The organism is Cyclobacteriaceae bacterium (assembly GCA_013141055.1).
In the GTDB taxonomy this organism is placed as follows: domain Bacteria; phylum Bacteroidota; class Bacteroidia; order Cytophagales; family Cyclobacteriaceae; genus ELB16-189.
The window spans coordinates 2,575,494-2,588,504 of record JABFRS010000001.1; the positions used below are offsets into that span (position 1 = coordinate 2,575,494).

Genomic DNA, 13,011 nt, shown 5'->3' on the forward strand with positions numbered 1-13,011 from the left:
TTGCTTCGGGTTTTTTTGTTCTACAGGCAATGCCTGATTTATTTTATCTTTGAGAATGCGCTATTTATTCTTATTCTTTATCCTGTTGACTATGCAATCAGCTATTGGTCAGGTGTACATTCCAAAATTTGATGTTCAGGGTCATCGTGGTTCACGGGGTTTGAAACCAGAAAATTCAATTCCTGCTTTTATAACGGCATTGGATTCAGGTGTTACTACTATTGAAATGGATGTCGCGATTACAAAGGATAAGCAAATCGTAGTTTCTCACGAACCATGGATGTCTGCCGCAATCTGCCAATGTGCTGGAAAAGAAATCACTTCAAAGAACGAGATGAAGTTCAACATTTTTCAAATGACTTATGATGAAGTGAAGCAATGGGACTGTGGGTCGAAAGGCAATGCGAGATTTCCTGAACAGGAGAAGATGATTACCGGCAAGCCCTTATTAAGAGATGTTATCCTTGCAGTGGAAAATCATGTTAAGAATTATACAAAGTATGAAGTGGATTACAATATTGAAATAAAAAGTCTTCCTGATGGAGATGAAAAATTTCATCCAAAGCCTGAGGAATTTTCAGAAATGGTTTACGCTCTTCTTGATCAGTATCTTCCAATGGAGAGAGTCGTCATACAGTCATTTGACTTTCGTGTGTTAAAATACTGGCACAAAAAGTATCCGGAAATCAGGTTGGCAGCTTTGGTGGAGAATTTGAAGAGCATTGATGAGAATATCCAAAGCCTTGGGTTCACACCTTCAATCTATAGCCCCGATTATAAATTACTGACAAAGGATGAAGTAAAGCATTGTCACGAAATGAAGATGCGTGTCATTCCATGGACTGTGAATGATCCAGCGGAAATGATCTCTCTGAAAGGAATGAATGTTGATGGCTTTATCACTGACTATCCTGATCGTGCACGAAAGATCAAGATGACTCTTGGCCTTAAGCCCAAACCTGTCAAATAGGATAAATTACTTCTGCCAGGTTTCTTCTTTACCCTTATGGTTTTAAGCTTATTTTTGCGCCTTATAAACCCCGTTAATAATGAAATATGATGTTTATGGCATCGGCAACGCCATTGTGGATATCGTGACTGAAGTAGAGCATGATTTCTTTACCAAAAATTCTGTCGAAAAAGGTGTTATGACACTTGTTGATGAAAAGCGTCAGCAGGAACTTATGAAAGTCATCGACATGAAAAAGAGTAAACTATCAGGCGGTGGATCAGCTGGTAATACGGTAGTAGCTGTGAATCAGTTTGGAGGCAAAAGCTTTTACTCCTGCCTAGTCGCTCAGGATGAAATTGGAAAAATTTTCCTGGATGATTTAAAGCTAAATGGAGTTGATACTAATCTTAAGCATAGCGATTGTGCTCAGGGTCACTCGGGTCGTTGCCTTGTAATGACTTCTCCGGATGCACAACGCACCATGAATACATTTTTGGGAGTAAGCTCGAATTTTTCAGTTAAACAACTTGATGAATCGGCGATCAAAAGCTCTTCATACGTTTATCTTGAGGGATATCTGGTGACAAGTCCCAGTGCGCTGGATGCTATGAAACACACCAAGAAAGTGGCTGAGCAAAATAAAGTTGAAGTAGCACTCACATTTTCGGATGCCAGCATGGTGAAATACTTTTCAACTCAAATGAATGAGATTGTTGGAGCAAGCGTAGATCTTTTATTCTGTAATGAAGAAGAGGCGATGATCTTTACTGGAACCAATTCTACCAACGAAGCTCGTGAAAAACTTAAGCAGGTAGCAAAAAGATTTGTTATTACGTTGGGCGCTAATGGTGCAATGATCTATGATGGAGATACTTTTATTCAAATTGAACCATATAAAGTAAAAGCCATTGACACAAATGGTGCAGGAGACATGTTCGCTGGAGCATTTATGTATGGCATTACTCACAAACATAGTTACGCAGAGGCAGGAAAGCTTGCCTCTCTGGCGTCTTCAAGGATCGTCAGCCAATGGGGTCCTCGTCTGGAACTTCAGCAAGCCAAAAAAGTGTTAGCGGATCTAACGGCTTAATTACTCGGTATGATCTCTTTTTCTTCTTTCACACTTGATAACGGTCTGCGCGTATTGGTGCATGAAGATCATCAGGTGGATATTGCTGTGATGAATATTCTTTATGACGTGGGTTCACGTGATGAAAATCCTGATAAAACCGGGTTCGCTCATTTATTCGAGCACCTGATGTTTGGCGGCTCAAAGAACATTCCAAACTATGATGCACCACTGCAATTGGTAGGAGGAGAGAACAATGCATTTACCAGCACCGACATCACTAATTATTATCTGACAGTGCCTGCTGCAAATCTGGAAACGGGCTTTTGGTTGGAGAGTGATCGCATGCTTAGCTTATCGTTTGATCCTGTCGTGCTCGAAGCTCAGCGCGGTGTAGTTATTGAAGAATTCAAGCAGCGATACTTAACACAACCATATGGAGATGTGTGGCTCAAGCTTCGTCCCTTGGCGTATAAAGTTCATCCATATCAATGGGCCACTATTGGGAAAGAAATTTCTCACATAGAGAAAGCTACAATGGAAGACGTAAGAGAGTTTTTCTATCAGCATTATCTACCTTCAAATGCGATTCTTGTGGTGGCAGGAAAGGTCACAGTTGATCAGGTGAAAACATTGTCTGAAAAATGGTTTGGACCGATACCCTCCCCTGAAAGATCAGGAAGAAAGCTTGCAGCCGAACCTGTTCAGAAAGAAAAGAGATCAGCAATTATTGAAGCAAATGTTCCGGCAGATGCGTTGTATAAAACCTATCACATGCCCGGTCGGTTTCATCCTGACTATTATGCCATTGATCTTTTAGGAGATATTCTTGGACATGGTCAATCCAGTAGAATGTTTCAAAAGCTTGTTAAAGAAAAGGAGATATTCAATTCGATTTCAATAAATGGAATGGGATCTATTGATCCGGGATTATTGGTAGTGAGTGGGAGAATGAACAAGGGTATTAGTCTTGAAAAAGGAGAAGCAGAAGTGGACGCTCTTATTCAGGAAGTTTTGATGCACGGTGTTACTCCGGAAGAATTGATGAAAGTGAAGAATCAGGCTGAATCAATTCTTGCCTTTGATGAAATAGAAGTAATGAATCGTGCTATGAATCTCGCCTTCGCTGCGCTTTCTGGTGATCCAAACCTGGTTAATAAGGAAGCGGAGAATATTCAGTCCGTAACATTGGAGGATATTAAAAGAGTCGCAAAAGAAATTTTCAAGGAAGAGAATGCAAGTGTGATGTATTATAAATCAACCATGTCAAAAAACTGAAAATGAAAATAAGGGTAGGCCTTGGATTTGATGTTCATCCTTTGAAAGAGGGCCATGATTTTTGGTTAGGTGGAATAAAAATACCTGCTAGTAAAGGTGCAGTGGGTCATTCTGATGCAGATGTCCTGATTCATGCAATCTGTGATGCATTACTTGGAGCTGCAAATCTTGGAGACATCGGAACTCATTTCTCTGACCTTGATCAGAAATGGAAAAACATGGACAGCAAATTTTTTCTGAAAGAGGTAACCCGAATGCTTCATGAGAAAGGCTGGAAGATCGAGAACGTTGATTGCACCCTTACTCTTGAAGAACCTAAAATTAAGCCGCATATACCTGACATGAGAAAGGTACTTGCTTCTTTAATGAGCGTCACTGAAGAAGAGGTTTCTATTAAAGCTACCACTAACGAAAAGCTGGGTTATGTTGGAAGACAGGAAGGTGTTAATGCGTCTGCAGTTGCACTGATATCAAAAATCTGACCTGTCTCATGAGTGGAATTAATATCATCGTCACAGAAGATGGTTCTCATTCCCTTTTTAATTCCGACCTGAACGAAACATATCATTCTATTCATGGAGCCATTCAGGAGTCAAAACATGTGTTCATTCGTGCCGGACTTGAACATTGGCTTGACAAGAATAAAACCGCAAATCTTAGAATTCTTGAAATTGGGTTCGGTACTGGATTAAATGCGTTACTAACAATCCTTTATTCAAAAGCTCAAGCGATACATTACAATTCATGGGAGGCCTATCCACTGGATTCATCGCTAACGAATCAACTAAACTATGGTCAGGAGCTTGGATCTCCTGAATTATTTTCACTGATCCATTCAGCATTCTGGGAAAAGTCTGTTGCTATTTCTTCTCAATTCATTCTTGGAAAACATAAGGGTGATATTCTTACCGAAGAGATTAATCCGTCTGAAAAGTTTGATATCATTTATTATGATGCGTTTGGTCCTTCAAAGCAGCCTGATATGTGGACACTCCCCGTTTTGACGAAGATTATTAATGTGCTTGATAAAAAAGGGATTTTTGTGACCTATTGTGCAAAAGGTCAAGTGAAACGTGATCTGAAATCTTTAGGGTTGGAAGTCGAAACATTGCCTGGCCCACCCGGGAAATTGCAAATGATACGGGCAACCAGGAATTGATCAATTATCAAAAAACTATAAATCCGGATGGAGTGATGCAGGCATTCATCCTTATGTCGAATTCGTTTACATCATCGATACGGTCTACTGCCTCAAAAAAGGATAGGCCGATTTTCTGACAATTTTTTCCACAATCTTTAAGGAAACGATCATAATAGCCTTTCCCATATCCTACGCGGTGACCCAGCTTATCGAAAGTTAGTAGGGGGATCAACACCAAATCGATTTTATCTGCAGGTGTAGGAACTCCCTGAGCAGGCTCTGAAATGCCCCATGCATTTGGTTTCAGTTGATGCAATCCTTCAAAGTAAATATTTTCAAGAGTTTCATCAGCAGCGGTTCTGGGAACAGAAATTCTGATCTGAGGAAACTCCCTTTTAATTCTATCCAGTATCTGCCAGGTGTCCGGCTCATGATTTTTTTCTATCGGAAGATAAGTATGGAGAACCTTTATAAAGGAAAGATCAATGTTTGAGAAGAAGTGATTATAAATTTGAAGATTGTATTGAGAGCATAGAGCAGTGGATAGGTTTTTTCTCCTGGCAGTGTACTCTATCCGAAGCTCCCTTTTATTCATGATAGGTCAGAACATTGAATTGGTAATCGAAAGGGTCGAAATTCTTAAGCATTTTTTCTATAAAAGAAGGATCCTGCTGATAGAAATTTAAAAAGTTATCACTGCGTTCCTGAAGACTTCCGTTGGGGAAAAGAGAATCCTTGACGGAATCCAATTGACGTAGCTTGTCTGACTGCAGCCGCTTTTCTGCGCGAAGCATTTTTTTCTCAACCCTCTCAAGTCCGTTCTGGATGCGTTTGCTTTCAGCTTTTGTCATTTGACCAAGGGTAGGATCAATGCCAATACTTCTTTTGTAGATATCCTCCAATAGTGCTTCCAGGGTTTTCATTTCCTTCCCGAGGGAAAGATTGTGGGATGAATTTTTAGTCACCCAATGATTGTAGAGATAGTTTTTCTCTTCAAAGAAGTCCTGAATTTCAAGTCCTGTTTTTGCAAGTTTGCGACCGGTTGAATGATCCACGATCATCGCAAAATTTCTTGGCATCAATGCTGGAAATGGAACATTGAAATGCTTGAATACATCTTTTAGTTGCAGCCAGTAGACTAATTCGGAAGGTCCCCCAACATATGCCAGATTTGGAAGTATCATCTCCTGATAAAGTGGCCTGAGGATTACATTAGGACTGAATTTTTCGGGAGTTTCCTCAATCATCTTATCGATCTCAGCTTTTGAAAATTTCAGATCAGTATCCACTACAATGAAGTCATTATCTTTTTTCTCCAGGCGACTTCTTAATCCCTTATCATTATAAAAGAAATTGATCTCCCGAGGATTTACTTGTGTATGAAACCCGGCAGCCTGAAGCTTTTCGCTCGTCTTTGAAACAAGATTGAATGGAGTATGTTCCATCAGATCTTCCCTGATGACGGGTTTTAAAATATTTTTCAATGAACGATCATCAGCATCAATGACAATCAATCCCTCATTTCCAAATAGTTTGTTAACGTAATGTCGTACGGCATCACTTAATAGTTCATTTTTTTCGTAGGCTTCCTTAAAAATGGAGACATCACCGGGAAGCTCTTGCAATAGCTTCTTTAATTCCTTGGTGTTAAAATGCCCAACCGCACCCTTTTGATCAGTTTCCCAGGTGTACTTTTTTCCGTATAGTCGAAAATACTTTATCTCTTCATAATCATGATCCTCTGAAGCCATCCAGTATACCGGAACAAAATTAGATTCAGGATAAGTCGCCTTTAATTTTTTGCAGGCATTAATGACAGTGACAATTTTGTAAATGAAATACAACGGTCCGGTAAAAATATTTAGCTGATGTCCGGTGACTACAGTGAAAGTATTTTTGTCTGCTAAAGATTGAATGTTTTTCTTAACCGCGTCGGAGGGATTGGTGATCTTTGAATATTGTTTATTAAGAGTCTCAACCAATGAGTTTCTGGAAGAAGATGGAAAGGGAGTTTTCTCCTTGATCTGCTCCTTGAAATTTTTAACTTCCGGAAACTGAGAATAGTAGGGCTTTAATGCAGCATCCTGTTCGATGTACTTCAGAAAAAAATCGGAAAAAGAGCGTGTACTCCGTAACGGAACTTTCTGAAGCAGCATAATCAACAGCAGGAATAGGTTAAAAACATAGATCGAATAACGGCAATTTTACTATAAGGTTTAGGGATTAGCTTATGGCCTCCCCAGTCAGATCAAATTCAGAAGCATCTGTGATCTTTACCTGAAAAAAATCGCCCATGCGAAGGTAGTTCTTCGATTTAATGATTACCTCGTTATCTACTTCCGGTGAATCAAATTCGGTCCTTCCTATAAAATTTCCTCCTTCTTTTCGGTCAACAAGCACTTTGTAGATCTTATTGATTTTATCGCGATTTAATTCAAGAGAAATGCCCTGTTGTAAATCCATGATCGCATCCACCCGCTCTTGCTTAATCTCTGCAGGGATTGAATCAGGCATTGAATGAGAATGAGTATTTTCTTCATGCGAATAGGAAAAAACACCTAATCTGTCAAAACGTGATCGCTCAACAAACGACATCATCTCCTGAAAGTGATCTTCTGTTTCTCCCGGATGACCTGCAATCAACGTCGTCCGAATCGCAATCCCCGGAACCTTCTCACGAATAGTCTCAATCAATTGCTGAGTTTTTTCACGAGTAATTCCCCGACGCATGATCTTCAACATTTCTGTCGATCCATGTTGTAAGGGAATGTCGATATAGTTGCAAATGTTGCTCCGTTCTGCCATCACATCCAATGCATCCATCGGAAAACCTGCCGGGAATGCATAGTGCAATCGTATCCATTCGATCCCCTCTACATCAGAAAGTCTTTTCAGTAAATCCGCAAGACTTCTTTTTTTATAAAGATCAAGTCCATAATAGGTAGAATCCTGAGCGATTAATAATAATTCTTTCACACCGTTCTTTGCAAGATTCCTTGCTTCAAGAACGAGCTCTTCGATTGGTCTGGAGATATGGCCACCACGCATTAATGGTATGGCGCAAAAAGAACAGGGCCGATCGCAACCTTCTGATATTTTTAAGTAAGCGTAATGATTTGGATTGGTGAGAATGCGCTCACCCACCAGCTCATGCTTGTAATTTGCATTCAGGGTTTTTAATAACCTGGAAAGATCCCGGGTGCCATACCAGGCATCGACTAAAGGAATTTCCTTTTCAAGATCATCTTTGTATCGTTGGGAAAGACATCCAGTGACATACACCTTTTCAACGAGTCCCTCTTCCTTGGCGTCCACATAGCGGAGAATGGTATCAATTGATTCCTGCTTGGCATTGTCTATGAATCCACAAGTATTGATCACCACAATGCTTGCGTCGTCCTTTTTTGACTCGTGAACAGCATCAATATTATTTCCTCTCAACTGAGTCAAAATCACTTCAGAATCCACCAGGTTTTTTGAGCACCCCAGTGTCACGATGTTAACTTTTGTCTTTTTATTTCCCTTTGCCCGCACGGTATGATATTTGAGGATACAAAATTAAGTGGTTTGAGCAGTGAACCTCTATATTTGAAAATTAATTCCCATTCGTGAGATTTTTATTGCCCTGTTTTATGGTTCTGTTGCTTTCCGGGTGCCTTTCAGAGCCGGATTGCGTGTCCACCAAGAATAACTCTGTTCAATTGAAGATCAGAAGTGCAGAGACCAATAAGTACACAAAATTCATTTTTTCGTCCATTACTGTTTCAGGAACTACTGACACATTCCATACAACTGATTCGATAGGAACATTGCGATTGCCGGTTGACCCTTTTACGAGTCAGACAACTTACAATCTTACCTATGATAAGATTGTAAATTCTGTGGCTCAAACACAAAATGTTAGCATCATTCTTGGCTATAAAGCACAGTACATAATAATAAGCACGGATTGTGGACCATATCTATTCTGTTCAGATCTGACAGTGGTGGATTCATCAATGGAAAGCAAGCTTCTCAACAGTCAACTATCAACAGGAGAAACAGTCAATGTTGAAATTAAGCTATAGCATTTTGTTTTTTCTTCTTATCTCCAGCGCCTTTGCACAAGTGGCAGAGGAGCAGGATACGGTTGTTCGTGAGAAGCCTAAGAAACCTGATAGCCTTAAAGAGAAATTTTACCCTCGTTCTGTTCGGATCGGAACGGATATCCTCAGTCTCATAAGAACTCCATTGAGTAAATCATTTTCTGGATGGGAGGTCAATGGAGATGTTGATTTTGGAAAAATATATTTCACGCTGGACATCGGTCAGTGGTCCCGTTACAGTAAACTTGATTCCGGGCACCTTGGCGTTTACCAAAATAATGGAACCTATTGGAGAGTAGGTGCAGATATTAATCTTCTTAAAAAAGATCCGGATCGTAACATGTTCTTTTTTGGTTTGCGCTATGGACAATCTTCTTTCAGAGAGTCTGCCTATGTAATTGTGACCAGTACAAATTTCGGATCATCGGCAACTAATTTGGAAAACCCTTCCGTTAAGGCGAGCTGGGGTGAGCTTACGACAGGATTAAGAGTTAAAGTGTTGAAAGAGTTTTGGATGGGATTTACCTGCAGAATGAAATTTGCAGTTAATACCAGTGGAGATCTTCAGCTAAAAGCATTTGACATCCCCGGTTATGGATTGAATGGTGAAGATGTTGCATGGGGATTTAACTACCAGATCTTTTACAGAATTCCCTTTGCAAAACAGAAGAAGCCTGTTGTCGCGAAATAACAAATTAAAGGCTAGTTCTTCCCAAATAGTGAGTCAACAAATTCGATTTTGTTGAATACCTGAAGATCCTCAACTTTTTCTCCAACCCCGATATATTTCACGGGAATTTTAAACTCATCTGAAATTCCAATTACCACACCGCCCTTTGCAGTGCCATCAAGTTTTGTGATCGCGAGGCAGGTAACAGATGTTGCTTTTGTAAACTCACGCGCCTGAACCATTGCATTCTGGCCTGTGCTTCCATCCAGAACTAATAAAACATCATGCGGTGCATTTGGAAGAACCTTTTGTGCGGCACGCATGATCTTGGATAATTCTGCCATCAGATTCACTTTCGTGTGAAGTCTTCCTGCAGTATCAATGATAATTACATCAGCGTCTTGCTTAACACCCTCTTGAACAGCTTCAAACGCCACCGCTGACGGATCCGTGTTCATCCCCTTTGCAATGACAGGAACTCCAACGCGTTCTCCCCAGAGCTTTAACTGGTCGACGGCAGCGGCACGGAAAGTATCAGCAGCACCAAGCACTACTTTTTTACCATTCTTTTTGAATTGCGCAGCAAGCTTTCCGATAGTGGTTGTTTTACCAACACCATTGACGCCCACCACCATAAGAACGTAAGGCTTAACGCCCGCAGGGGTTTCAAAATCAATGACCTCCAGAGTTTTATTTTCTGACAGAAGAGCCGCTACTTCTTCTTTTAAAATACGATCCAGCTCACTGGTGCCAATGTATTTGTCGCGTGCTACACGTTGTTGGATTCTCTCAATGATCTTGAGAGTGGTCTCGATACCTACATCCGAACCGACCAGCACCTCTTCCAGATTATCCAGCACATCATCATCCACGGTTGATTTTCCAACCAATGCCTTGCTCAGCTTGCCGAAAAAGTTTTCGTTGGATTTTTCAAGTCCTTTATCAAGAGAATCCTTTTTTTCTTTGGAAAACAGATTGCCGAATAATGACATAGCTGAATGGGGTGCCTGGTTTGATTCACTGAGAAAGTCTCAGTGTGGAGAAAAAAAAAGTCCCGATTGGGACTTTAATAAATTCTTTGAGGAAAATTAACCCTTCTTAGCGAGAGTTTCTTTTACCAGTTCTGCTGGTACAATTTCTTCTCTGAAGGTATAAGCTCCGGTCTTTTCAGACTTGATGGCGCGGATCACTTTCGCGAAGTTCTTTCCGTCGGCTTTCTTTAAGGATGCAACAACTTTCTTTGCCATGGTTATTTAATTTCTTTGTGAACGGTATACTTCTTCATCACAGGATTGTATTTCTTCAATTCAATACGCTCCGTAGTGTTCTTACGATTCTTTGTTGTGATGTGACGGCTCATACCAGGAAGTCCTGATGCCTTATGTTCTGTGCACTCGAGAATTACCTGAATGCGATTGCCTTTCTTTGCCATTGTCTTCTAATTTAAATAGTCTACCAAAAATCAGTTTGCCAACATTCCATTAGCACGCGCTTCTTTCAACACAGCAGTGATGCCTTTTGTGTTGATCGTCTTGATCGCCTTGGTGGAAACTTTCAAAGTAATCCACTTATTCTCCTCAGGAATGAAAAACCTCTTTGTCTGAAGGTTGGGATAGAACTTTCTCTTGGTCTTGTTATTCGCATGAGAAACTTTGTTTCCCACTTGCGGACGCTTTCCAGTGATTTCGCAAACCCTTGCCATAACTCGTTGATATTTAGTCCTTTCCTTAAAAAGGATTGCAAAGATCGGGAAAATCACCTCAATTATCCAAGAACGTCTGAAAATAATGAGGCCGACCCTCTGGAATGTGGTTTTACAGGGCTAATTTTTGACTATGAAATACCCCATCGCCATTTTTCTGGCAGTTTTCTTCTCAACCTCCTGTTTTGGACAAAATTCCGACATTGACAGCCTTCGAAAATTACTGCCATCAGTAACCGGAGAAAAGAAAATCAGGGTCATTCTGGATCTCTGCTGGCAATACCGGTTTATCAATGCAGATACCGCCCGGCAGCTGGGTTTGGAAGGCCTTTCTCTTGCCAAGGAAGCCAAACTTAAAGACCTTGAAGCGGAGGCTCTTACATATGTAGGAGTTACCCATGAAGCCCAGGGGAACTATGGCGAAGCGCTCACTTTCGAACTGGAAGCACTTGCCATTCGCAGAAAATTGGGAGACGATTCCAGGACTGCCAAAACACTTAATGATATTGGAATTATATATGATGAGAAAGGAGACTATCAGACTTCTCTTGAGTATTATTTCGAGGCGAGAAGAATTTTTGAGCGACTTAAAGATGCTTCCAAAACGGCGATGGTCATTACCAACATAGGGATTGTACTGAAAGCTCAAAAGGAATTTAAAAAAGTGATCGTCCTTTATCACGAGGCCAGAGCTATCTATGTTAGTATCAATAATAAATTCGGTATCGCTGCCTGCGATGCAAATCTGGGTTCCGTTTATCTGATTCTTGATCAGAACGATAGTGCTCTTTATTATTCATTGAGAGCTTCCCGCGAATTTGAAGAACAGAATGTTCGCCAGTTTCTTCCCAGCACATTATGCAATGCTGGTCTTGCCTACGATAAAATCGGGCAACAATCCAATGCCAGAGATTATATGCAGAGAGCTCTGAAACTCAATGAAGAATATGGAAATAAAAAAGAAATCGCTGATGTCTTGATCAGGCTCGCTGGTATTGACCGGAGAACCGGAATGATTGCGTCAGGGTTTGCTAATGTTGAAAAAGGATTAGCGATTGCTCAAAAAATAGGTGCCAGCGAACAAATACTTATGGCACGGCAAGAACTTTCACAGCTGAATGAAGCAAAAGGAAATTATAAGGAAGCATATGAAGAGCATCTTCGATATGTGTCGGCAAAGGATTCTGTATTTGAACAGGAAAAATCAAAGCAGATTGCGGAATTGCAAACTCGCTATGAAACGGAAAAAAAGGAAAGTGAAATACAATTGCTCACACAGGAAAATGAACTAAAAGATTTTCATCTTCTCAGAACACAATTTATCACAGCCTTACTGGCAGTCCTTTTGATCGCTTTATTCGGCATCAGCTATTTGTGGAGAAATCGTGTTAAACTAAAGCAGCAAGCAGAGCTTGAATCCACAAAAGCACTTTTAAAAGACGCTCAACTTCAGGCTGTCATTACTTCTCAGGAAGAAGAGCGTCGTCGTTTTGCAGCCGACCTCCATGATGGCATGGGACAAATGATCTCAGCACTGCGACTGAATCTTTCCAATGAGCCAGTGCCCGCCAGCAAGGTAGAGGAAGCCGTAGATATTCTGAATGAAATGAATGTTGAAATCAGAAAAATTGCATTCAACCTGATGCCTCAGGTATTAATGAATAGCGGACTCACGGAAGCATTGACGGAATTTGCAAACAGAATAAATCGTACTGGGAAAATTCAGGTTTCTATTCAGGCCTTTGATGTGAATCCTCAAATGTCAGCGCAACAAAAAATCGCACTCTACCGAATTTGCCAGGAGTGGGTCAATAACATATTAAAGTATAGCAGCGCGACACGGATATCTCTTCAACTGGTACAGCATGAGGACGAACTGGTCACAATCATTGAAGACAATGGAAAAGGATTTGACCCGGCAACATTGATTTCGAGTCAGGGTAACGGTTGGAAGAATATTAATTCCCGACTTGGCCTCATTAAGGGCACCATTGAAATAGATTCCACCGCTGGAAGCGAGGGGACTACTGTAATAATTACTGTCCCGGAAGAGCAGATAGCTGTGAGCTTGTGATAGTTAAGCTCCTTTTTTGACTTATCCGTGCCAGTACGGA

The 13,011-nt window shown here is 40.7% G+C and carries 15 protein-coding genes; 8 read left to right on the plus strand and 7 right to left on the minus strand.

Translation table 11 applies throughout. The features are described 5' to 3' along the window. The first annotated feature begins 55 nt into the window (after positions 1-55). The 5 genes from HOP08_11580 (at position 56) to mnmD (ending at position 4,458) form a co-directional block, all read left to right on the plus strand. Entirely contained in the window at positions 56-970 is a 915-nt protein-coding gene (locus HOP08_11580) for a glycerophosphodiester phosphodiesterase (protein ID NOT75562.1), read from the plus strand. A 76-nt stretch (positions 971-1,046) separates the two neighbouring features. Beyond that, complete coding sequence (locus HOP08_11585; protein NOT75563.1) at positions 1,047-2,042, plus strand: adenosine kinase; 996 nt, start codon at positions 1,047-1,049, stop codon at positions 2,040-2,042. Between the two features lie 9 nt (positions 2,043-2,051). Continuing rightward, on the plus strand, positions 2,052-3,299 hold the full coding sequence (locus tag HOP08_11590) for an insulinase family protein (protein NOT75564.1): 1,248 nt from the start codon (positions 2,052-2,054) through the stop codon (positions 3,297-3,299). Positions 3,300-3,301: 2 nt separating this feature from the next. Next, on the plus strand, positions 3,302-3,781 hold the full coding sequence (locus tag HOP08_11595; protein NOT75565.1) for a 2-C-methyl-D-erythritol 2,4-cyclodiphosphate synthase: 480 nt from the start codon (positions 3,302-3,304) through the stop codon (positions 3,779-3,781). Positions 3,782-3,789: 8 nt separating this feature from the next. Then, entirely contained in the window at positions 3,790-4,458 is a 669-nt protein-coding gene (mnmD, locus tag HOP08_11600; GenBank protein ID NOT75566.1) for a tRNA (5-methylaminomethyl-2-thiouridine)(34)-methyltransferase MnmD, read from the plus strand. Between the two features lie 7 nt (positions 4,459-4,465). On the opposite strand, the gene HOP08_11605 is transcribed toward mnmD, so the two are convergent. From HOP08_11605 to rimO, 3 genes are all read right to left on the minus strand, one after another. Then, a complete protein-coding gene (locus HOP08_11605; GenBank protein NOT75567.1) occupies positions 4,466-5,035 on the minus strand; it encodes a 5-formyltetrahydrofolate cyclo-ligase in 570 nt (189 codons plus the stop codon). Continuing rightward, the gene (gene bshC, locus HOP08_11610; GenBank protein NOT75568.1) at positions 5,028-6,596 is read right to left on the minus strand and encodes a bacillithiol biosynthesis cysteine-adding enzyme BshC; all 1,569 of its coding nucleotides are present in this window, start codon (positions 6,594-6,596) and stop codon (positions 5,028-5,030) included. The genes HOP08_11605 and bshC overlap by 8 nt, the downstream gene beginning before the upstream one ends. Positions 6,597-6,663: 67 nt before the next feature. Next, positions 6,664-7,974 (minus strand): 30S ribosomal protein S12 methylthiotransferase RimO, encoded by a 1,311-nt coding sequence (gene rimO, locus HOP08_11615; GenBank protein NOT75569.1) that lies wholly within the window; start codon positions 7,972-7,974, stop codon positions 6,664-6,666. 74 nt (positions 7,975-8,048) lie between these two features. On the opposite strand from rimO, the gene HOP08_11620 reads away from it, so the two are divergent. Together HOP08_11620 and HOP08_11625 are read left to right on the plus strand one after the other, a co-directional pair. Next, the gene (locus HOP08_11620) at positions 8,049-8,507 is read left to right on the plus strand and encodes a hypothetical protein (protein NOT75570.1); all 459 of its coding nucleotides are present in this window, start codon (positions 8,049-8,051) and stop codon (positions 8,505-8,507) included. Between the two features lie 4 nt (positions 8,508-8,511). After that, positions 8,512-9,216 (plus strand): hypothetical protein, encoded by a 705-nt coding sequence (locus HOP08_11625; protein ID NOT75571.1) that lies wholly within the window; start codon positions 8,512-8,514, stop codon positions 9,214-9,216. An 11-nt stretch (positions 9,217-9,227) separates the two neighbouring features. On the opposite strand, the gene ftsY is transcribed toward HOP08_11625, so the two are convergent. The 4 genes from ftsY to HOP08_11645 form a co-directional block, all read right to left on the minus strand. Beyond that, the gene (gene ftsY / locus HOP08_11630; protein ID NOT75572.1) at positions 9,228-10,187 is read right to left on the minus strand and encodes a signal recognition particle-docking protein FtsY; all 960 of its coding nucleotides are present in this window, start codon (positions 10,185-10,187) and stop codon (positions 9,228-9,230) included. A gap of 96 nt (positions 10,188-10,283) precedes the next feature. After that, the gene (locus tag HOP08_11635) at positions 10,284-10,442 is read right to left on the minus strand and encodes a DUF4295 domain-containing protein (GenBank protein ID NOT75573.1); all 159 of its coding nucleotides are present in this window, start codon (positions 10,440-10,442) and stop codon (positions 10,284-10,286) included. Positions 10,443-10,444: 2 nt separating this feature from the next. Then, positions 10,445-10,627: a 50S ribosomal protein L33 gene (rpmG, locus tag HOP08_11640; protein ID NOT75574.1), complete on the minus strand. Its 183-nt coding sequence runs from the start codon at positions 10,625-10,627 to the stop codon at positions 10,445-10,447. Positions 10,628-10,657: 30 nt separating this feature from the next. Beyond that, positions 10,658-10,897 (minus strand): 50S ribosomal protein L28, encoded by a 240-nt coding sequence (locus HOP08_11645; GenBank protein NOT75575.1) that lies wholly within the window; start codon positions 10,895-10,897, stop codon positions 10,658-10,660. A gap of 133 nt (positions 10,898-11,030) precedes the next feature. Here HOP08_11645 and HOP08_11650 point away from each other — a divergent pair, with 133 nt between their 5' ends. Continuing rightward, positions 11,031-12,971 (plus strand): tetratricopeptide repeat protein, encoded by a 1,941-nt coding sequence (locus HOP08_11650; GenBank protein ID NOT75576.1) that lies wholly within the window; start codon positions 11,031-11,033, stop codon positions 12,969-12,971. Positions 12,972-13,011: the final 40 nt, after the last annotated feature.